This is a genomic window from Rhodococcus sp. NPDC058639, assembly GCF_042717545.1.
In the GTDB taxonomy this organism is placed as follows: Bacteria; Actinomycetota; Actinomycetes; order Mycobacteriales; family Mycobacteriaceae; genus Rhodococcus.
In genome coordinates, this window is record NZ_JBHXRF010000007.1 from 96,111 (window position 1) to 115,880 (window position 19,770).

Sequence of the window (19,770 nt, forward strand, 5' to 3'; positions counted from 1 at the left end):
TCGGGGCCCCACTCGTGATGAAACGTGCCGGTCAGTGCTTCGTGTCGGGCAGGTTCGTCGTCGTCTCGGAACCGTTCGACTCGCCGTGCACGCGCTCCTGGTACTCACGGAGCGTGGTGCGCAGTTCGGCCTCGGCCTCGTGATGAGCGGCTTCGAGTGCAGCCGTCTCCTCAGCCGGGTCCGGACGCCACCAGCTGCCGGCCCCGGGCTTACCGGCGGTACCGAGACGGTTCATCGTCTTCGGGATCGCGGCGCCCTGGTACTCGAGCGGAATCGGGTGGCCGTGCTCGTCCACCGGGCCGAGCGGCTGGTGGATCTCGACGTACTCACCGTGCGGCAGGCGACGGACGATGCCCGTCTCGATGCCGTGCTCGAGGACCTGGCGGTCGCTGCGCTGGAGGCCCAGGCAGAACCGGTAGGCGATGTAGTACGCGAGCGGCGGCAGCACGACCAGGCCGATACGGCCCATCCACGTCGTCGCGTTGATCGAGATGTCGAACTTGTACGCGATGATGTCGTTGACGCACATGATGGTCGCGACCGCGTAGAAGGCCAGGGCCATCGCGCCGATGGCGGTACGGACCGGCACGTCGCGCGGACGCTGCAGCAGGTTGTGGTGTGCGTCGTCCTTGGTGAACCGCTTCTCGATCCACGGGTAGATCGTCAGGATCACGAACACCAGGCCCATGATCAGGGCGATCCAGAACGGCTGCGGGATCGTGTAGCGGTTGAACAGGTACAGCTCCCATGCCGGCCAGATACGTGCCAGGCCGTCCGTCCACATCATGTAGATGTCGGGCTGCGAACCTGCGGAGACCTGCGATGGGTTGTATGGGCCGATGTTCCAGACCGGGTTGATCTGGAGAAGGCCGGACATCAGCGCGAGGACCGCGAAGGTCATCGCGAAGAACGCACCGGACTTCACTGCGAAGACCGGGAGGATGCGCACGCCGACGACGTTCTGCTCGGTGCGGCCGGGGCCGGGGAACTGGGTGTGCTTCTGGTACCACACCAGCGCGAGGTGCGCGGCGATGAGCGCCAGGATGATGCCCGGAACAAGCAGGACGTGCAGGACGTAGAAGCGCGGGATGATCAGGTCACCCGGGAAGTCGCCACCGAACAGGGCCCAGTGCATCCACGTGCCGATGACCGGGATGCTCAGGGTGATGCCGGAGAACGCGGCGCGGAGACCGGTACCGGAGAGCAGGTCGTCGGGGAGCGAGTAACCGAAGAAGCCTTCGAACATCGCCAGGATGAGCAGCAGCGAGCCGATCACCCAGTTGGCTTCACGAGGACGCCGGAACGCACCGGTGAAGAAGATGCGCAGCAGGTGCACCACGATGGACGCGGCGAACATCAGCGCAGCCCAGTGGTGGATCTGCCGGACGAACAGGCCGCCACGAACCTCGAAGGACAGGTTCAGGGTGGTCTCGTAGGCACGGGACATCCCCACGCCGCGCAGCGGCTGGTAGACGCCGTCGTACACGACGTGTGCCATCGAGGGGTCGAAGAACAGGGTCAGGTAGACACCGGAGATCAGCAGGATGATGAACGCGTAGAGCGCGATCTCGCCCAGCAGGAACGACCAGTGTGTCGGGAAGACCTTGTTGATCTGCCGACGGATGCCTGCCGACAGGTGATACCGGGAATCGATATTCTCGGCGGCCTGTGCGGCGCGGGATGGAGTTGCAGTACTCACGGGCGACGCTCCCAAAATGCCGGGCCGAGTGCCTCGGTGAAGTCACCGTTGGCGACCAGGAAGCCCTCTTCGTTCACTGTAATAGGCAGCTGCGGCAGTGCACGAGCAGCGGGACCGAAAATCGGCTTGCAGTACTCGAGTGCGTCGAACTGCGACTGGTGGCACGGGCAGAGAATGCGGTTGCTCTGCTGCTCGTACAGCGAGGTGGGGCAGCCGAGGTGGGTGCAGATCTTCGAGAAGGCGAAGTAGTCGCCGTAGTTGAAGCTCTCCTGGCCCTTGCGCTTGATGGCGCGTTCGGCATCCTCCGTGCGCAGACGGATGAGCATGACGGCGTTGCGGATGCCGCGAAGGCTCTGCAGCAGCGCATGGTCGTCGCCACGGTCGGATTCACGGAACGGGAAGACCGTCTCCATGCCGCCGGCGTCGAGATCCTCCGGGCGAACCAGGACGATGTCCTGGGGCCGTCCGGTGTCGCGGCGCAGGTAGATGGTTTCGCCCTCGTAGTTCGGAGTCCAGCCCGAGACCCACAGCGGCGACTTGTCGCCCTGTGCCCACGGGTTCTTGATCAAGCCGCCGAGCGGCATGATCAGGCCGACGCCGAGTGCGCCGCCACCGAAGATCGCGGTGCGCTTGATCAGCTTGCGACGCGGAAGCGTCGACGTGTCGAGCGAGTCGGCCAGCTCGGCGACGATCGTCTTGCGATCGACATCCGAGGACGGACCGTCGTGGCGATCCTGGATCGACACCTCTTCGGGGATGAACTTCTTCGTGAACTGCACCGCGCCGACACCGATACCGAGGATCGACAGACCCAGGGTCAGGCCGAGCATCGGGGTGTACAGGTTGTACAGGGTGTAGTTCGGGTCGCCCGGGCCCTGGTACTCCCACGGCCAGAACAGGTAGATCGCGATGAACGCGATACCTGCGATGCCGGCGATCGCGAACCAGATCGCGACGCTTCGCTCGGCGCGCTTCTCGGCGCGGGTGCCCTCGACGGGCCACCGATCCTTGCGGAATGCGACATCGACACCGTCGAGATTCGTCCCGAGCGCGACGAGGTCGTCGCGGCTCATCTGTTCGAGGTTCTCGACCGAGTGCTTGTTAGTCGGCGTTTCGCCGCCACTCATGACCTTGCTCCGATCCACAGTGCAGCGCCGACGACGGCGACAATGCCGATGACCCACATCGTCGGACCTTCGGCGGCCGGGCCGAACCCGCCCAATCCGTAGCCGCCGGGGTTCGTCGTCTCGCTGGCCGACTTGACGTACGCGATGATGTCCTGCTTCTCCTCGACCGTCAGCTGACGGTCGGAGAACTTCGGCATGTTCTGCGGCCCGGTGAGCATGGCCGTGTAGATCTGCTGTTCATTGGCCGGATCGAGGTTCGGCGCGAACTTTCCGGACGACAGCGCACCGCCGCGGCCGGTGAAGTTGTGGCACGAGGCGCAGTTCTGGCGGAACAGTTCGGAACCGCGGCCGATGTCGTTGCCGCGGAGCGAAGACTGGGAGATCTCGCCGTCTTCGTCACGGATGACCGTCGGGCCGCCGCCGTTCGCCTGGATGTAGGCGCCGAGTGCGTCGGTCTGGGCCGCGTTGAACTTCGGTTCCTTGCGGAGCGCCTGAGCCTCGTTGCGCGAGGCCGGCATACGACCGGAGGACACCTGGAAGTAGACGGCTGCTTCACCGACACCGATCAGGGTGGGACCGCGGTCCTGCACACCCTGCAGGTTGATGCCGTGGCATGTCACGCAGGAGGTCTCGTAGAGCTGCTTACCCTCGCGGATCAGTGCGCTCTGGTCGTCCTGCGCAGTGGCCACCTGCGGGGCAGGGGTCAACGCGGAGGCGAGGAAGCCGGCGCTGAGCAAGCCGACCGCCAGAACCAGGGCACCCGTGACGCGCCGGCGGAATTTGCGCTGGCGGCGGGACTTGGCAGCGGAAGCTGTCGAGGATCGACCGGGCATGTCACCCTCGGAACCGAGAGGTGGGGATGAACTCATCTGTATCCCTTTTTGTTTTGGGACGGACTGGACGTCAGGGGGCTGCCTGTGCGTTCAGCTGGCTAACGGATGAAATAGATCGTGGCAAACAGTGCGATCCACACGATGTCGACAAAGTGCCAGTAATACGACACGACGATGGCTGCGGTGGCCTGCGCGGGCGTGAACTTGCTGACGCGGGTACGGACCAGCAGGAACACGAAGGCGACGAGGCCGCCGATCACGTGGAGGCCGTGGAAGCCGGTGGTGATGTAGAACACCGAGCCGTACACGCTGCTCGAGATGGTCGTGCCGTGCTCGACCAGCGTGATGTATTCGTAGCCCTGCCCGAGCACGAAGAACGTGCCCATGGCGAGGGTGATGAGGTACCACCGTCGCAGCCCGAAGACGTCGCCGCGCTCGGCGGCGAAAACGCCCATCTGGCATGTGAAGGAGGAGGCGATCAGCACCGTGGTGATCGGAACCGCCAGCCACAGGTTCAAGTGGGTGGGCGGCGGGGGCCACATGCCCTCCGGCGCCTGCGCCCGTGCCACGAAATACATGGCGAAGAGCCCTGCGAAAAACATGAGCTCGCTGGACAACCACACGATGGTGCCGACGCTGACCAGGTTGGGCCGGTTCAACGAGTGCACGCGCTGTGTGATTGCAGATCCTGAAGTCCCTACTGCGCTCGTCACGCTGGCTAGTATGACCCGTCGTAGTACGTCTTGGGCAATCGGGGCCGAAATAGGCGCGTCAGTGCTGGTCGCGCCCCGATAATTTCCCTGGTGGGGTCACTGTGCGGGCCTTCCGGGGACGTGCGAACCTGGTGCAATGAGTACCGGAAGTGGCTTGTGGGATCGGCTCCGCGCGATGGTGTCCCGGCGCCGGGCCCCCCTCGACAGGGAGCGTACGGATCTCGTCGTGGTGGTGTCCTCGTTCGACGACGCCGAGGCATGTTCGGCGGCTTTGACGCGAGGTGCCGAATCGGAGCCGTATTGGACGGAATCCGACGAGGCGGTACTGCGTCACCATCTCACCCTTCCGCCCGACAGCGTCGGCCGAGCCGTCGAGCTTGCCGCGCAGGACGGCTATACCGTCGGTGGCTCCCCGGTGGAGACGCCGCCCGCCGGGGACGCAAGCCTGAGAGCACTGGTGTTGCAGCGCACCCAGGTTCTGGACGCGATGCACTGCGCGCAGGAGAAGTCCCGCATGGTCTCGCTCGCGCAGCGACTCGGTGGTACCGCGCTGGGGTGGGACGCGCTACAGCCCCCGGTATCGCCTGACTAAGCTTCGCGGCGGAGGGCACACCGGTGCCCGGTAGGGAGCGGCATGCGGCGAGGTCAGGTGCGATGAACGCGACTCGAGCGGTGGACGGGACGGTGACGACCTGGTCGTCGGTCCTCGGTGCGCTGACTGCCGGGCACGATCTCTCGCGTGAACAAGCACAGTGGGCGATGGAGGAGATCTTCTCCGACAATGCGACGGCCGCGCAGATCGCAGCCTTCGGTGTCGCATTGAAGATGAAAGGGGAAACCCCCGACGAACTGCGCGCGCTGGCCGACACCATGCTCGGCTACGCCCGGCTCGTTCCCGTCGACAACGATGTGGTCGACGTCGTCGGCACCGGCGGTGACCGCGCCGACACCGTGAACATCTCGACGATGGCGTCGATCGTCGTCGCAGCGTCCGGGATCCGCGTCGTCAAGCACGGCAACCGGGCGGCGTCGTCGAAGAGCGGCGGCGCCGACGTGCTCGAGGCACTGGGCGTCCACATCGACCTCGGGCCGGAGGAGGTGGCGCAGTCGGTGGTCGAGGCGGGCATCGGATTCTGCTTCGCGCCGGTCTACCACCCCGCACTCCGTTTCGCCGCGGCCCCGCGCAAGCAGATCGGCATCCCGACGGCGTTCAATGTGCTGGGGCCGCTGACCAACCCCGCGCGCCCGCGCGCGGGTCTGATCGGATGCGCATTCGAGAACCTCGTCGGCACCGTCGCCGGTGTGCTCGCCCAGCGCGGGAACTCGGCCCTGGTGGTGCGCGGCGACGACGGCCTCGACGAACTCACCACCTCGACCACCTCCACCGTCCATATCGTGCGGGACGGAGAGGTCCGGGTCGTCACCCTCGACCCCACCGACCTCGGCATCGCCCGGGTACCGCTCGAGGCGCTACGCGGTGGCGACGCAGAGAAGAATGCCGCCATCGCCCGTGCGGTACTGGCGGGGGAGGCCGGGCCGGTGCGCGACGCGGTCCTGCTCAACGCGGCCGGCGCGATCGCGGCGTTCCGCGGGATCGGCGACAGTCTCGAGGAGGCGCTCGAGGCCGGACTCGAGGCCGCTGCTGCCGCGATCGACAGCGGCCGGGCCGAAGAAGTCCTCCGGGTGTGGTCCGAGGTGACCACCCGTCTCGGTGCCGCTCCGGGAGCATAGAAGTCCGCGAATTGAAGGTGGGCCCGGACTCTTCGGAGTCCGGGCCCACAGTCGTCCGCCGGGCGGATCAGCTGCCGATCGAGAAACCCGCGTCGACGTCCGCGCTCGAGTAGGACTGAAAAGCGATATGCGTGACGGTCTTCGTCACGCCTTCGACCTTGTTGATGCCGCGCGTGACCACTTCGGCGATCTGCTCGTGGTCGCGGACGCGCACCAGAGCCACCAGGTCGACGTCCCCGGCGCACGAATACACCTTGTCGACCCCGGCCAGGTCGGCCACCGCTTGCGCGGTCTCCGGAATACGGTGCGCTTCGGCGTCGATCAGGACGATGGCGTTGATCATGAGGGCTCCTTGCCTTCCTCGGGTTCCATCAGACTATGTGGTCGTTCGCTCGTCGGGCGCCACGGCGGATACCGCGCGGGCGTCACGTGCTTTCTCGGCCCATCCGCTCCAGCGACCGGCGCCGAGAGCCGGTTCGCACCACCCGTGGCTGGTGCGGACGATACGGACACCCCCGGAGTCCAGCCAGCGTGCCACCAGGCCCAGTTCTTCGGGCGAGGCGCCCCGGAACGGCCCCGGAGCCGGCCGGACCGTCTCCGCAGACGCGACGATGGCGTCCACGACCGGCATCGGCGGCACCCCCCGGGGCGCGACCCCGGCGGACGCGAGTCTTCCCGCCCGCACGACCGCGAACTCCCACCCGCCCTCGTCGCGTGGACGGGCCGCGACGAGTTCGTCCACCGCGGCGAGCGCGGCGAGTCGCTGGGTGCGTCGCAGGGCCAGCAGCGTGCCGGCCGCGCGGTCGCGCAGACGTGCCGCGTTCTCGAACAGTTCGTCGAGGACGAGCCGGTCGAGCCGGCCGTGCAGGTCGTGGAGAACCTTGTCGTCGCCACCCCGGATCACGGCGCGGGCACGTTCGACCTGTCGCGAGTACGCGGCCGCGTCCTGAACTCCGAAGGTCGCGGCTGCACACGCACCCACGGCCTCGGGCAGGCACCGGTCCCCGTGCTTGCCGGTACGGCCGATCCGGCGGGTGCAGGTGCGGATCCCGCACAGCTCGGCGAGGTGGGTCGAAACCTCGGACGCTGCTGTGCGTGCCGAGAACGGCCCGATCGCGTCGGCGGCAGGGGTGCGGCTGACCGCGAAACGCGGGAACGGGTCGTCCGTGAGCACGATCCACCACCCACGGGTGGGGTACTTCGAGCGGCGGTTGTAGGGCGGCGCATGGGCTGCGAGCAACCGGAGTTCACGCACACCCGCTTCGAGGCCGTGGGCGCACTCGACGTGGTCGATGCGGGTGGTCACCGCGACCATTTCGCGCAGCCGGGGGCGCGTCTCCGACCCGGTGAAGTAGGAGCGCACCCGGCGGTGGAGATCGACGGCGGTGCCGACGTAGAGCACTTCGTCCGACGGTCCGCGGAACATGTAGACACCCGGTCGCCGGGGCAGGTGCGCGGCGAGCGTGCGCTTGGCCCGTTGTTCGCTGGTGACGGCCGGGATGTAGTCCCGGAGCTCGGTGAGACTGTGGACGCCCAGATTGCCGACGCGCTCGATGAGCGCGTGCAGGACGTCCACGGTGGCGCGGGCGTCGTCGAGCGCGCGGTGTGTCGGCTGCGTCGAGACGCGGAAGAGCTGGGCGAGTGCCGAGAGTTTCACCGAGGGCGCCTCGTCGCGGCCGAGGACGCGACGCGCCAGTTTGACTGTGCAGACCACCGGGAAACGTGGCCACGCCGCGCCGCACCGGGCGGTCGCGGCTTTGAGGAAACCGACGTCGAATCCGGCGTTGTGGGCGACGAGTACCGAACCCGCGGCGAACTCGAGAAACGCCGGCAGCACCTCGTCGATCTTCGGCGCGGCGTACACCATCGCGGTGGTGATGCCGGTGAGCTGCACGATGTGCGGCGGGATCGCACGCCCCGGGTCCACCAGCGTCGCGAACTCGCCGAGGACCTCTCCGCCGCGGATCTTGACCGCGCCGATCTCGGTGATCGCGTCGTCGCCTGCCCGCCCGCCGGTGGTTTCCAAGTCGACGACGACGAAGGTGGTGTCTCGGAGCGGGGTGTCCAATTCGTCGAAGCCGAGCTGGACTCCGGGCCCGGATTCGGTGAACCGTGGCGGCGACGTCATGCGGCCGAGCCTAGGAATCGGCACCGACACGGCCGCCGGCCCCTCCGCCACAGCCCCGTGCCCGGGCCGTGACCTCACCTCGGAAAACGACGTCGGCGGGCGCGCGTACGGGTGCGAGAGACGAGCGTCACAGGGGTCTTTCGGTTTGGGATACAAGGACGTTCGACTACCTCGAAACATACCGATCGGCCCGGCGCTGGAGCGGTGTCGGAGCGTCGCTGCGTGCGGGTACGCCCGTCCCCGGGATCGGGCCGCGGACCTGGGAAAGCGTCCGCGCGGACGTCGTCGGCACCGGGGTAGAACTCGTCGTGTCGCGCACGGCGCGCGAAGTAAAGCAGACCGGTCGTTATTGCTTCGTTATCGAAGGGGAGCACCGGGCGCAAAAGTGACCGAAATTAAACCAAAAGGGACAATGCTCACGGAAGGCACTCGACTTCTCCGTTGCCGTTTCGTAACCTTCTCGAGACCAAGCGGAGTGTTTTTCCGGCCCACTCCCGTGTCGGAGCCGCTCGGTCACCGCCTAATCGGAGGCTCCAGTCACGGAGGATCCGAGCCGGGGACCCACTTAGTACCTGGGGTGAATCCCTTCAGCCGCTCGCCGGCGAAGGGTAGGGCTGACTTCCGGCCCGAACCCGTCAGCTAACTCGGTCGGCGGGCGAACGGAAGAAATGGAGCACCCCCCTCGTGGTTTCGCAGAACAACAAGCGCACCGTTCGGCGCGCGCTCGTCGCCGGAGCCATCGCGCTCGGCGCAGTCACCGTCTCGGCCGGCCCCGCCACGGCGGACACCGTCAACATCCCCGGAGTCGGATCCTTCGACCTCCCGGCCGGTGTCACCCTGCCGCCCGAGGTCGCCAACCTGATCCCCCAGCAGGCCGGAAACGCCCCCGCGCCTGCGGCATACACCGCCCCGTTCACCTCGGTCGGCCAGCGTGCAGCCGACGCCGCCCAGAGCAAGATCGGGTCCCCCTACGTGTACGGCGCCGCCGGCCCGAGCTCGTTCGACTGCTCCGGTCTCGTGCAGTGGGCCTACCAGCAGGCCGGACTGAACGTTCCCCGCACCAGCTACGACCAGGCATCCGCCGGTCAGGCCGTGAACATCTCCGACCTGATGCCGGGCGACGTCGTGTCGTTCTACGGCGGAAGCCACACCGGGATCTACGTCGGTGGCGGCAACATCGTGCACGCGTCCACCTCGAGCCAGCCGGTGAAGATCGCACCGCTCGACTCGATGCCGGTCGACGGAGCACGCCGCTTCTGATCCGTCGGTATGCAGCTACGTGAGGGTGGGTCCGGCTCAGGCCGGACCCACCCTCACGTCGTAGTCCGGGTCGCTACCACCGGGTAGACACAAACGTATGCCATTCCGTAACCTCATCGAGACCTTTGGAAAGGATGCGCCTTCGTGGTTTCCGATAGGACGAAGCAGGCAATTCGTGCGGTGTTGGCGGTTGCGGTCTTGATGGCGTTGGCCGTCTCCCTCTCGCCCGCGGGGGCGCAGCCGGTGGACGACAGCCCCACGGCAAAGCTCGAACATCTGGCGGACCTGTCCCGTCGGTCCGAACAGACCACCGAAGCCCTTCACAACGCCGGGCTGGACCTCGAGAAGAAGATCGCCGACCAGCAGGCCACCGAGGCGGTTGCCGCCGAGGACCGCGACGCGCTGGACCTGGCGCGCGCCGAGGTCGCCCGGTTCAAGCCCACCGTGGACAAACTCACGCAGGCGAACTACCGGGGGGCCCGCACCAACCGGCTCTTCGCCCTGATGGTCAGTGACTCGCCGCAGCAGATGCTCGACCAGATGGTGCTGCTCGACGTCCTCGGCGCCCAGACGGCCCGCGACGTCGAACGATTCAAGGTCGCCACGGCCGCGGCCGCCGAAGTGGCCGCCTCGTCGGAGCGATCGGCGGAAGCCGCCGCGGTCGCGGCCGAGGAGGCACAGGTACTCCGGGACGATCTGCAGCGCCGCAAGGCCGAACTCGAAGCCGATATCGCCGGCGTCCTCGACGCCTTCGACGCGCTGAGCGACCAGGAAAAGGAAGTGCTCGCAGGCACTCCGTTCCCGCCCGGTCTCGACGCCGACACGATCCTCCAGCACCTCGTTCCCGGCACCGGTGGGGGCGCGCTCCGCGCTGCCATGACCCGGATCGGCGACCCGTACGTATGGGGCGCAACCGGACCGAACCAGTTCGACTGCTCGGGACTCGTCGTGTGGGCGTACAACCAGGTGGGCAAGACCCTGCCGCGCTCGAGCCAGGCCCAGGCGCAGGGCGGCATCCCCGTCTCGCGCGACAACCTTCAGCCCGGCGACGTGGTGATCTTCTACGACGATGCCTCCCACGTGGGCCTCTACGCGGGTGACGGCAACATCGTGCACGCCTCTACGTTCGGTGTACCCGTCAAGGTGCAGTCGATGGCCAGCTTCCCCTTCCACAGCGCACGCCGGTACTGACCGCGCGGGCGGCCCCTTACACTGGCCGCCGTGCCTGCGCCTGCGTCGACAAACCGTGATCGGCGGTGGGAACGTCTCGGCTTGGCCGGGCTCGTTCTCGCTGTCGTCACTGCCGGTGTGCTCCTCGTCGTCGCGCCCGCGGACTCGGCCGACACCGAGCAGACGACCCGCACCGAACTGCAGTCGCTGGTCGATCGCTGGGCGGATGCGGTGCGCCGCGCCGACCGCGCCGCGCTGGCGACGGTGATCGACCCGGCCGCCACAACACTGCTCGAGGCCGAAACGCTGCGCGCGGAGTCGCTCCGGGCGGTGCCCCTCGCCGATTTCGGATACGAGCTGGGACCCGAACCGGACCTCGACGTACCCACGACCCTCACCGCAGCGTTCGGCGCGGACCCGGTGCGTGCGCACATCGTCTATCTCCGCTACGCGGTCGACGGTGTCGACGAGGAACCGACCCGCCGTCCCGTCACGGCGTTGTTCGTCGAGCGGTCCGGCGGATGGCTGCTCGCAGACGATGCGCCCGTGATTCCCGGAGCAGTGACGTGGCGCGGCCCGTGGGACCACGGACCGCTCCATGTCGCGGAGGTCGCGACCTCCGGAGGCAGTTCGCTGGTGATAGGGCCCACCGACCGCCGCGACCTCATCGAGGCGACGGCGACCGAACTCGACTCCGCGGTCGACGCCGTCTCCGACGTGTGGGGAGAGGAATGGTCCCGGCGCGCCCTCGTCGTCGCGACGGGATCGCGGGAGGAATTCACACACCAGGTGGGAACCCGCCACGACGGGGAGGAAATCGCAGCCGTCGCGGTCTCGGACGCCGTCCGGCCCGGAATGGACACCGCGACCGGACAGCGGATCGTCTTCGCTCCGGATGCGGGGGAACGCCTGACCGCTCAGGGTCTGCGCGCCCTGCTGCGGCACGAGATGGTGCACATCGCCACCCGGACCGAGACGGTCGACGGCTCCCCGCTGTGGATCCTCGAGGGTTATGCCGACTACATCGGGTACCGCGGAACGGGCACGGACTTCGCGGGCGGCGTCACCGCGAACGACCTTCGCCGGATCGCACCGACTCTCGTCGCGGATTCTCTCCGCAACGGCCTACCCCGGGCACTACCCGACGATTCCGAGTTCACAGCAGGTGAGGGCGCACGCAGCGCCTACGAGAAGGCGTGGTCCGTGGCGGCGTTCACCGCCGACGAGTTCGGCGCCGACCGGTTGACGTCGCTGTACCGAGCGCTCGCGACGGGACCGGCCGAGCCGGACGAGGTCGACGACGCGCTCCGGGAGGTCGTGGGACTCGGGACCGACGACTTTGTGGGCCGGTGGGGCGACTGGGTCTCCGAACGACTCACCGTGGGCTGAACCCACCCGTCCACCCGGACTCGGCCCGGGCATCGCTACGGTGTAGCCATGTCGCGAACTCTGCTGGTCACGAATGACTTTCCGCCCCGACCCGGCGGTATCCAGTCGTACCTGCAGGCGTTCACCGGGCAGTTGCGTCCCGAGGATCTCGTTGTCTACGCACCTCGCTGGCGCGGGGACAGTCACGTGAAGTTCGACGCGCAGCAGCGGTACGAGGTGGTGCGGCATCCGACGACGCTGATGCTCCCCACCCCGGACGTCGCTCGACGCGCAGCGCGCCTGGTATCCGAGTACGGCTGCGAGAGCGTGTGGTTCGGAGCATCCGCACCGCTGGCGCTGATGGCTCCCGCCTTGCGACGAGCCGGGGCGGAGCGCGTGATCGCGAGTACTCACGGCCACGAAGTCGGCTGGTCGATGGTGCCGGGCGGACGTCAGGCCCTACGCCGGATCGGCGACCACACCGACACCATCACCTATGTGAGCCGCTACACGCGCAGCCGATTCGCGTCGGCATTCGGCCCGCATGCCGCACTCGAACACCTCCCGTCGGGAGTGGACACCGACGTTTTCTGCCCGGACCCGGTCGCACGCGCCGAGTTGCGCGCCCGCTACCGGCTCGGCGACCGCCCGACGGTGCTGTGCCTGTCGCGGCTCGTCCCGCGCAAAGGCCAGGACATGCTGATCCGCGCCCTGCCCGAGATCCGGCGCCGGATCGACGGCGCGGTGCTCGTGATCGTCGGTGGTGGACCCTACGAGGACCGGCTCCGCGACCTCGCACACCGCACCGGTGTCACCGACCATGTCGTCTTCACCGGTGGCGTCCCCGCTGCCGAACTCGCGGCCCATCACACCATCGCCGACGTGTTCGCCATGCCGTGCCGGACCCGGGGAGGCGGACTGGATGTCGAAGGACTCGGCATCGTGTACCTCGAAGCGTCCGCGACCGGTGTCCCTGTGGTTGCGGGGCGGTCCGGGGGCGCTCCCGAAACCGTGCGGGACGGGGAGACCGGATTCGTCGTCGACGGCACGTCGGTGACCGCGATCGCGACGGCCGTCAGTGGAATCCTCGCCGACCGGGACCGCGCCGCGGCGATGGGCGCGGCGGGACGCGAATGGGTGTCGACCGAGTGGCGATGGGACGTGCTGGGCGCAAAGCTGCGCCGATTCCTCGAGGTGGAGCCCGTGCCTTCGGCGACGGATCCCGATCGGCGGGGCGACGGACGGACACCGTCGGCGGGTATGTGAAGCTGTCCCCGTGAGCAGCATTCAGGTGGCGGACCAAACCTTCATCGCCGCACCCCCGGAACGGATCGCGACCGCCCTGGCGTCGCCCGCGCGATGGCGCGAGTGGTGGCCCGAGCTCGCGCTCACGGTCCGGGAGGACCGAGCCGAGAAGGGCATCCGATGGGCCGTCGCGGGCCCGCTGAACGGAACGATGGAAGTGTGGATCGAACCGGTTCTCGACGGAGCCGTCGTCCACTACTTTCTGCACTGTGAACCGACGGGTGTCGCACCGTCGCGCATCGCATCGGTGAACATCGCCGGCATCACCCGCGAGCGGCGCGTCGCGGGAAAGAAGATGGCGTTCGAGGTGAAGGCACGCCTCGAGGCAGGTCGTCCGGCGGGCGAATCCCCGCGCCTCTGACGGCGGAGCCGCCGGATACGGTGTGATAGACAACGGGCGACGGCGCCGAGCGCGCTGTGTCGGGTGGACGGACGAAAGGGAGCATTCATCGCATGGCCGATAAGACCAAGAGGTCGATCACCATCGATGCGCCGGCCGATCGGGTCATGGCTGTCATCGCCGACTTCGCCGCCTACCCCACATGGGTCGAAGCCGCCAAAACCGTCGAGGTACTGAGCACCAGGCCTGATGGTCTCGCGGACCGGGTCCGCTTCGTGCTCGACGCCGGAATCGTGAAGGACACCTACGTCCTGCGATACCAGTGGGCCGAAGACGGCCGCGCCGTGAGCTGGGAACTCGAATCCGGAGAGATCCAGAAGGCGCAGTCCGGCTCGTACGTTCTCAACGACACCCCGGACGGCGGAACGGTCGTCGACTACCAGCTCACCGTGGACGTCAACATCCCGATGATCGGACTGTTCAAGCGCAAGGCGGAGAAGGTCATCACCGACACCGCGCTCAAGGAACTGAAGAAGCAGGTGGAGGGCTGAGCACCTCGAGCGAGGCCACCACCCCCGCGCGCGTGCGTGTGTTCTTCGGCAAGGGCGGAGCAGGCAAGACCACGCTGGCCGCGGCGACCGCGCTCGGCATCGCCCGCACCGGGGCACCGGTGCTGATCGCCTCCATCGACCAGGCGCATTCGCTGGCCGGTGTCCTCGACGTTGCCCCCGGTGACGGTGTGCGCTCGGCAGGGGACGGGGTCGACCTGATCGAGATCGATTCGCTCGCGTTGCTCGAGCAACGCTTCGCGAGCCTGGCGTCACTGGCGTCGATCGCCGCGGGCCATGAGCACGGCGACCGCTTCGCTCTGCCCGCGCCCGAAGAACTCACCGGCCTTCCCGGGGTGGAGGAACTGCTCGCCCTCTCGGAGGTGGCGCGCTTGGCCGACAGCGGACGCTGGCACACCGTGATCGTGGACGCCCCCGCATCGGCGGACGCGGTGCGCATGCTCGCGGCGCCGCGCACGATCTCGGACTATATGGATCGCATCTGGCCGCAGCACAGCCGCGTCGAGGCGGCGATCGGGCCGGACCCGCGCCTGACGGTCGTGGTGGCGTTGTTCGACCGGGTTCTCTCGGGGATTGCCGCCACCCGCGACCTGTTCGAGAACCCGGACAGGACCACCGCCGTGCTCGTCTCCACTCCCGACCGTGCGGGTCGTGCGGAGATGGTCCGGCTCCGCTCGTGGGCCGCCCTGATCGGCCTGACCCTCGAGGCCGTGATCGCCAACGGGATCGTGCCGGCGTTCGACGGCGACGGCCCGGCCGCGCGGTGGCTCGCGCGCCGGCGTGCCGACCAACTGGCCGTGCTCGACGAAATGACCTCGATCGTCACCGAGGTGCCGGTGGTCGGGTGTGAGCAACGCGACGAAGAACCGGTAGGGTGGGCGTCTCTCGGAGACCTGGCGACCGATCTCCGGGATCTCCGCGATCCGGCCACCCTTCGGGACGGCATGGAACGGATTCGCGTACAGCACGAGTCGGGGACGGGGGTGGACGCGGTGTATGCGATGCGGATGTATCTGCCGCTGGCGGATCCGGCGTCGCTGACATTGGGCCGAGTCGACGACCACCTTGTGGTCGGTGCCGACGGCATCCGCCGTCGGGTGCACCTCGCCTCGGTGCTGCGCAGATGCACGGTCTCCGACGCGGAGTTCGACGGCACCGATCTGCTCGTGCACTTCGTGCCCGACCCGGCGGTGTGGCCGCAGTGAGCAACAACGACCACGACGCTCTCCTCGCCGACCTGCGGGTCCTGGCCGACACGGTCCTCGACTACTTGGACGGCGTGGCCGAACAACTTGCCGGTCGCGGCGACGTCTCGGGACCGGTTCCGGAGGAGCCCGGTGCGCACGCCGACGCAGGCGAATCCGGGCGACCGGCGACCACCGGGTGTTCCTGGTGCCCGGTGTGCGCGGTGGTGGCGCTGTTCCGCGGGGAGAACCACGAGTTGCTCACGCTCCTCGCATCCCAACTCGCGGCGTTGATCGCTCTGGTACGCGAACTGCTCGAGCGGTATCTCCCGGGACGGCCCGACCCGTCGGCGCCCACGGATCCGACGCCGCCTGAGCCTCGCGACAACGGCGGGGGATTCGTGCCGATTTCCGTCACCATCCGCCCCTGACGCCGCAGGCTGTAGGTATGAACCCGGACCTGCGGCAGCGCGATTCATCCGACCGCCACACGATCGGAATCGACGTGGGCGGCACCAGCATCCGCGCAGCGGTGGTGAACCGTGCCGGTGAAGTGGTGGATTCGGTGCGAGCACAGACTCCCGGGTCGGCCCCCGTGCTCGAGGACGCCCTGCACCGCGTCGTACGGCACCTCGCCGAACGTAACGACGTCGCTGCGGTCGGTCTTGCGGTCGCGGGTTTCCTCACGGCCGACTGCACGACCGTCCGATTCGCTCCGCATCTCCCGTGGGTCGGTGCCCCGGTCGGGGCGACGCTCTCCGAGAGATTCGGGCTGCCCGTGGTGCTCGAGCACGACGCCAACGCCGCGGCGTGGGCCGAATATCGGTTCGGGGCGGCGGCAGGGAGCAGAGTTGCGGTGGTCGTCGCGCTCGGAACCGGGATCGGTGCCGCCCTGCTCATCGACGGTCGGCTGTACCGCGGGGCCTACGGCGTCGCGCCGGAACTCGGTCATCTCCAGGTAGTGCCGGACGGGCGGCCGTGCCCGTGCGGCAAGCGTGGGTGCTGGGAAAGATACTGCAGTGGAACAGCACTCGTCGATACCGCGGTAGAGATGCTCGCCGCGGACCCCGGCAGGTCTCAGCTCGCGGCACATGTCGACGCCGATCCCGGTTCGCTGACCGGGCGCCGGATCGCCGGCGCCGCACAGGACGGCGACCCGCTCGCGGTGGCCGCGATCGCCGAGTTCGCTCGTTGGCTGGGGTTGGGACTGGCGATGGTGGCCGACATCTACGACCCCGAAATCATTGTGGTCGGAGGTGGGGTGTCCGGTTCGGCGTCGTTGTTCCTCGACGACGCCCGAGAGCGCTACGCCGCCGCGACCACCGGTGCCGGACATCGGCCTCTCGCGCGGGTCCGCGTGACCCAGCTCGGCGACGCGGCCGGGCTCGTCGGGGCGGCGGACCTCGCGCGGGCGGCCATCGAGGGGTGAGATCCGTGTCACCTCGGCGGCGTTGCGTGGGGCCGGGCACGTGGCCGATGTGCGTGTGGTGGGCGCATCGTCGTAGAGTCGACCGACGGGCCGGTTGTGCTGCCCGCACCGATCTATGTCGGGGACCGATCTATGTCGGGGAAGGATGCCATGTGGTACTGGCTGTTGAAGTACGTTCTGCTGGGCCCGCTGCTCTTGCTGATGGGACGCCCGAAATTCGAAGGCGGCGAACATATTCCCGTCAACGGTCCGGCCATCCTGGCGAGTAATCACCGAGCCGTCCTCGACTCGTTCTACCTTCCCCTGCTGGTTCGGCGGCGGATCACCTTCCTCGCCAAGAGTGAGTACTTCACCGGCACGGGCCTCAAGGGTCGCTTCCAGCGCTGGTTCTTCTCCGCGGCCGGCCAGGTGCCCATCGACCGCACCAGCGCCGATGCCGCGCAGGACGCTCTCGCGGCCGGCACCCGTGTCCTCGGTCAGCAGAAACTCCTCGGGATCTACCCGGAGGGCACCCGCTCGCCCGACGGTCGTCTGTACAAAGGCAAAACCGGCCTCGCCCGGCTCGCGCTCGAGACCGGCGTCCCCGTCATTCCGGTCGCGATGATCGGGACCGACCAGATGAACCCCATCGGATCCAAGATATGGCGTCCGGCGAAGGTCACCGTACGCATCGGTAAGCCCATCGACTTCTCGCGTTTCGAAGGCATGGGCGGCAACCGGTTCGTCGAGCGCACCGTCACCGACGAAGTCATGTACGCGCTCATGCAGTTGTCGGGCCAGGAGTACGTCGACATCTATGCGGCCTCCCTCAAGGAGCCGAAGCCCCAGGACATCGCGGACGGGAAGGCTGCCGTCCAGACTCCGACGGCGGATCGCCTGCCCGACACCCAAGCGGGCTGATCGCGCCGCGACCCCGCGGGCACGCTCGACGGTCCCACCGGCATAATGTGAGTGCGTGCGCTACTTCTACGACTGCGAGTTCATCGAGGACGGTCGAACCATCGAACTCGTATCGATCGGTGTCGCCTGCGAAGACGGCCGCGAGTTCTACGCGGTGTCAACGGAGTTCGATCCCGACCGGGCCGGGGAGTGGGTGCGCCGCAATGTTCTTCCGAAGCTGCCTCCTCGGTCGCATCCCGCGTGGCGTTCGCGCGAGCGGATCCGCGACGACCTGCTGAAGTTCCTCGTTCCCAGGCCGGGCGTCCAACCCGAACTCTGGGCGTGGATCGGCGCGTACGACCACGTCGTGCTGGTGCAATTGTGGGGAACCATGCCGGAACTGCCGGAGGTACTCCCGCGGTACACGCGCGAACTCCGGCAACACTGGGAATACTCAGGCCGGCCCCCGTTGCCCCGGGTGCCCGACGACAACCACGACGCGCTCGCCGACGCCCGCCACAACCTCGCGAAGTTCGAAGCGATCGAGGTCGCCCGCCGCTCCCGGTGACACTGCGATCCGGGGTGATCGCACGGCAGAACGCGCCGGGTCATATCCTGGTTCTGTGAACTGGACTGTGGACGTGCCGATCGACCGCTTGCCCGAACTGCCTCCACTTCCGGCGGAGCTGCGCGACCAACTCGACGCGGCGCTCGCCAAGCCGGCGTTGCAACAACCGAGCTGGCCGGAAGATCAGGCGGCCGCGATGCGGACCGTGCTCGAGAGCGTGCCCCCGATCACCGTGCCGAGCGAGGTCGAGGAGCTGCAGCGCCAGCTCGCGGCCGTCGCGCGCGGTGAGGCGTTCCTCCTGCAGGGAGGTGACTGCGCGGAAACGTTCGCCGACAACACCGAACCGCATATCAGGGGCAACATCCGCACGCTGCTGCAGATGGCCGTCGTGCTCACCTACGGCGCATCGACGCCGGTGGTCAAGGTCGCGCGAATCGCCGGTCAGTACGCCAAGCCTCGCTCGTCCGACACGGATGCGCTGGGCCTGAAGTCCTACCGCGGCGACATGATCAACTCTCTCGTCGCCGAAGAGAGTGTGCGCGCGCACGACCCGTCGCGGCTGGTACGCGCCTACGCCAACGCGAGTGCCGCGATGAACCTGGTGCGCGCCGCCACCGCCGCCGGTGAAGCCGACCTGCACCGCGTGCACGACTGGAACCGCGCCTTCGTGGCGTCGTCGCCGGCCGGCGCCCGGTACGAGGCACTCGCCTCCGAGATCGACCGCGGCCTGCGCTTCATGGATGCCTGCGGCGTGGTCGACCCCAACCTGCGGGCCGCGACCATCTTCGCCAGCCACGAGGCACTCGTCCTCGACTACGAGCGCGCGATGTTGCGTCTCGACACCTCCGGTGACGAACCGCGTCTGTACGACCTGTCGGCCCACTTCCTGTGGATCGGCGACCGCACCCGTCAGCTCGACGGAGCGCACATCGCGTTCGCCGAACTGCTGTCGAACCCGATCGGCCTGAAGATCGGCCCGTCGACCACACCCGAGATGGCCGCCGAATACGTCGAGCGCCTCGACCCCACCAACAAGCCCGGTCGCCTGACGTTGATCTCCCGTATGGGTCACGGGAAGGTTCGGGAGGTGCTGCCCGGTATCGTCGCGGCCGTCGAGGCCACCGGCCACAAGGTGATCTGGCAGTGCGATCCGATGCACGGCAACACCCACGAGGCATCGACCGGGTACAAGACCCGCCACTTCGACCGCATCGTCGACGAGGTGCAGGGCTTCTTCGAGGTGCACCGCGCGCTCGGCACCCACCCCGGCGGCATCCACATCGAACTCACCGGCGAGAACGTCACCGAGTGCCTCGGCGGTGCCCAGGACATCTCCGACCTCGACCTGCACGGTCGGTACGAAACGGCGTGCGACCCCCGGCTCAACACCCAGCAGTCGATCGAACTGGCGTTCCTCGTCGCCGAGATGCTGCGGGGCTAGCCCTCCGCCTGGGACATCACTCCGCC

The 19,770-nt window shown here is 68.1% G+C and carries 20 protein-coding genes and 1 riboswitch; of the genes, 14 read left to right on the plus strand and 6 right to left on the minus strand.

The features are described from left to right. Positions 1-31: 31 nt before the first annotated feature. The 4 genes from ACFWU2_RS15170 to ACFWU2_RS15185 all read right to left on the minus strand — a co-directional run bounded on the left by ACFWU2_RS15170 (position 32) and on the right by ACFWU2_RS15185 (position 4,372). Positions 32-1,699 carry a cytochrome bc complex cytochrome b subunit gene (locus tag ACFWU2_RS15170; RefSeq protein ID WP_378607575.1) on the minus strand — a complete coding sequence of 556 codons (1,668 nt, stop codon included), beginning with the start codon at positions 1,697-1,699 and terminating at the stop codon, positions 32-34. Beyond that, positions 1,696-2,826 carry a ubiquinol-cytochrome c reductase iron-sulfur subunit gene (locus ACFWU2_RS15175; RefSeq protein ID WP_378607578.1) on the minus strand — a complete coding sequence of 377 codons (1,131 nt, stop codon included), beginning with the start codon at positions 2,824-2,826 and terminating at the stop codon, positions 1,696-1,698. The genes ACFWU2_RS15170 and ACFWU2_RS15175 overlap by 4 nt, the downstream gene beginning before the upstream one ends. Beyond that, the gene (locus tag ACFWU2_RS15180; protein ID WP_206036642.1) at positions 2,823-3,695 is read right to left on the minus strand and encodes a cytochrome c; all 873 of its coding nucleotides are present in this window, start codon (positions 3,693-3,695) and stop codon (positions 2,823-2,825) included. The genes ACFWU2_RS15175 and ACFWU2_RS15180 overlap by 4 nt, the downstream gene beginning before the upstream one ends. Positions 3,696-3,757: 62 nt before the next feature. Then, positions 3,758-4,372, minus strand: coding sequence for a heme-copper oxidase subunit III (locus ACFWU2_RS15185; protein ID WP_378607581.1), 615 nt, complete (start codon positions 4,370-4,372; stop codon positions 3,758-3,760). Positions 4,373-4,508: 136 nt separating this feature from the next. Between ACFWU2_RS15185 and ACFWU2_RS15190 the strand changes: the two genes are divergently transcribed. Next, positions 4,509-4,964 carry a hypothetical protein gene (locus ACFWU2_RS15190; protein WP_378607583.1) on the plus strand — a complete coding sequence of 152 codons (456 nt, stop codon included), beginning with the start codon at positions 4,509-4,511 and terminating at the stop codon, positions 4,962-4,964. 62 nt (positions 4,965-5,026) lie between these two features. Beyond that, the gene (gene trpD / locus ACFWU2_RS15195; RefSeq protein WP_378607585.1) at positions 5,027-6,103 is read left to right on the plus strand and encodes an anthranilate phosphoribosyltransferase; all 1,077 of its coding nucleotides are present in this window, start codon (positions 5,027-5,029) and stop codon (positions 6,101-6,103) included. A gap of 67 nt (positions 6,104-6,170) precedes the next feature. Here trpD and ACFWU2_RS15200 read toward each other — a convergent pair whose 3' ends face one another. Together ACFWU2_RS15200 and ACFWU2_RS15205 are read right to left on the minus strand one after the other, a co-directional pair. Further along, positions 6,171-6,446 (minus strand): Lrp/AsnC family transcriptional regulator, encoded by a 276-nt coding sequence (locus tag ACFWU2_RS15200; protein ID WP_072699135.1) that lies wholly within the window; start codon positions 6,444-6,446, stop codon positions 6,171-6,173. Between the two features lie 33 nt (positions 6,447-6,479). Continuing rightward, complete coding sequence (locus tag ACFWU2_RS15205) at positions 6,480-8,231, minus strand: DEDD exonuclease domain-containing protein (RefSeq protein WP_378607587.1); 1,752 nt, start codon at positions 8,229-8,231, stop codon at positions 6,480-6,482. Positions 8,232-8,738: 507 nt separating this feature from the next. Next, positions 8,739-8,901, plus strand: a riboswitch (cyclic di-AMP (ydaO/yuaA leader). 14 nt (positions 8,902-8,915) lie between these two features. On the opposite strand from ACFWU2_RS15205, the gene ACFWU2_RS15210 reads away from it, so the two are divergent. The 12 genes from ACFWU2_RS15210 (at position 8,916) to ACFWU2_RS15265 (ending at position 19,744) form a co-directional block, all read left to right on the plus strand. Then, positions 8,916-9,491, plus strand: a complete 576-nt coding sequence (locus ACFWU2_RS15210; RefSeq protein WP_378607589.1) for a C40 family peptidase — start codon at positions 8,916-8,918, stop codon at positions 9,489-9,491. A gap of 144 nt (positions 9,492-9,635) precedes the next feature. Continuing rightward, the gene (locus ACFWU2_RS15215; protein WP_378607591.1) at positions 9,636-10,682 is read left to right on the plus strand and encodes an NlpC/P60 family protein; all 1,047 of its coding nucleotides are present in this window, start codon (positions 9,636-9,638) and stop codon (positions 10,680-10,682) included. A gap of 30 nt (positions 10,683-10,712) precedes the next feature. Further along, a complete protein-coding gene (locus ACFWU2_RS15220; RefSeq protein WP_378607593.1) occupies positions 10,713-12,050 on the plus strand; it encodes a hypothetical protein in 1,338 nt (445 codons plus the stop codon). A gap of 48 nt (positions 12,051-12,098) precedes the next feature. Then, the gene (locus ACFWU2_RS15225) at positions 12,099-13,295 is read left to right on the plus strand and encodes a glycosyltransferase family 4 protein (protein WP_378607595.1); all 1,197 of its coding nucleotides are present in this window, start codon (positions 12,099-12,101) and stop codon (positions 13,293-13,295) included. Positions 13,296-13,305: 10 nt separating this feature from the next. Then, entirely contained in the window at positions 13,306-13,695 is a 390-nt protein-coding gene (locus tag ACFWU2_RS15230) for a polyketide cyclase / dehydrase and lipid transport (RefSeq protein ID WP_378607597.1), read from the plus strand. Between the two features lie 92 nt (positions 13,696-13,787). Then, positions 13,788-14,225 (plus strand): SRPBCC family protein, encoded by a 438-nt coding sequence (locus ACFWU2_RS15235; RefSeq protein WP_378607599.1) that lies wholly within the window; start codon positions 13,788-13,790, stop codon positions 14,223-14,225. Between the two features lie 32 nt (positions 14,226-14,257). Then, on the plus strand, positions 14,258-15,448 hold the full coding sequence (locus tag ACFWU2_RS15240; RefSeq protein ID WP_378607602.1) for an ArsA family ATPase: 1,191 nt from the start codon (positions 14,258-14,260) through the stop codon (positions 15,446-15,448). Further along, positions 15,445-15,858 carry a hypothetical protein gene (locus tag ACFWU2_RS15245; protein ID WP_378607604.1) on the plus strand — a complete coding sequence of 138 codons (414 nt, stop codon included), beginning with the start codon at positions 15,445-15,447 and terminating at the stop codon, positions 15,856-15,858. Before ACFWU2_RS15240 ends, ACFWU2_RS15245 begins: the two co-directional genes overlap by 4 nt. A gap of 17 nt (positions 15,859-15,875) precedes the next feature. Beyond that, positions 15,876-16,856: an ROK family protein gene (locus ACFWU2_RS15250; protein ID WP_378607606.1), complete on the plus strand. Its 981-nt coding sequence runs from the start codon at positions 15,876-15,878 to the stop codon at positions 16,854-16,856. 150 nt (positions 16,857-17,006) lie between these two features. Next, complete coding sequence (locus ACFWU2_RS15255; RefSeq protein WP_378608039.1) at positions 17,007-17,756, plus strand: lysophospholipid acyltransferase family protein; 750 nt, start codon at positions 17,007-17,009, stop codon at positions 17,754-17,756. Between the two features lie 55 nt (positions 17,757-17,811). Then, complete coding sequence (locus tag ACFWU2_RS15260; protein WP_378607608.1) at positions 17,812-18,303, plus strand: polyadenylate-specific 3'-exoribonuclease AS; 492 nt, start codon at positions 17,812-17,814, stop codon at positions 18,301-18,303. Between the two features lie 55 nt (positions 18,304-18,358). After that, positions 18,359-19,744, plus strand: coding sequence for a class II 3-deoxy-7-phosphoheptulonate synthase (locus ACFWU2_RS15265; RefSeq protein WP_378607610.1), 1,386 nt, complete (start codon positions 18,359-18,361; stop codon positions 19,742-19,744). Positions 19,745-19,770 lie beyond the last annotated feature (26 nt).

Bases quoted from the DNA above. Each gene is read 5' to 3' on its own strand.
- ACFWU2_RS15175 (WP_378607578.1), bottom strand. From the start codon at position 2,826: ATGAGTGGCGGCGAAACGCCGACTAACAAGCACTCGGTCGAGAACCTC.
- ACFWU2_RS15180 (WP_206036642.1), bottom strand. From the start codon at position 3,695: ATGAGTTCATCCCCACCTCTCGGTTCCGAGGGTGACATGCCCGGTCGA.
- ACFWU2_RS15190 (WP_378607583.1), top strand. From the start codon at position 4,509: ATGAGTACCGGAAGTGGCTTGTGGGATCGGCTCCGCGCGATGGTGTCC.
- trpD (WP_378607585.1), top strand. From the start codon at position 5,027: ATGAACGCGACTCGAGCGGTGGACGGGACGGTGACGACCTGGTCGTCG.
- ACFWU2_RS15200 (WP_072699135.1), bottom strand. From the start codon at position 6,446: ATGATCAACGCCATCGTCCTGATCGACGCCGAAGCGCACCGTATTCCG.
- ACFWU2_RS15205 (WP_378607587.1), bottom strand. From the start codon at position 8,231: ATGACGTCGCCGCCACGGTTCACCGAATCCGGGCCCGGAGTCCAGCTC.
- ACFWU2_RS15225 (WP_378607595.1), top strand. From the start codon at position 12,099: ATGTCGCGAACTCTGCTGGTCACGAATGACTTTCCGCCCCGACCCGGC.
- ACFWU2_RS15235 (WP_378607599.1), top strand. From the start codon at position 13,788: ATGGCCGATAAGACCAAGAGGTCGATCACCATCGATGCGCCGGCCGAT.
- ACFWU2_RS15250 (WP_378607606.1), top strand. From the start codon at position 15,876: ATGAACCCGGACCTGCGGCAGCGCGATTCATCCGACCGCCACACGATC.
- ACFWU2_RS15255 (WP_378608039.1), top strand. From the start codon at position 17,007: ATGTGGTACTGGCTGTTGAAGTACGTTCTGCTGGGCCCGCTGCTCTTG.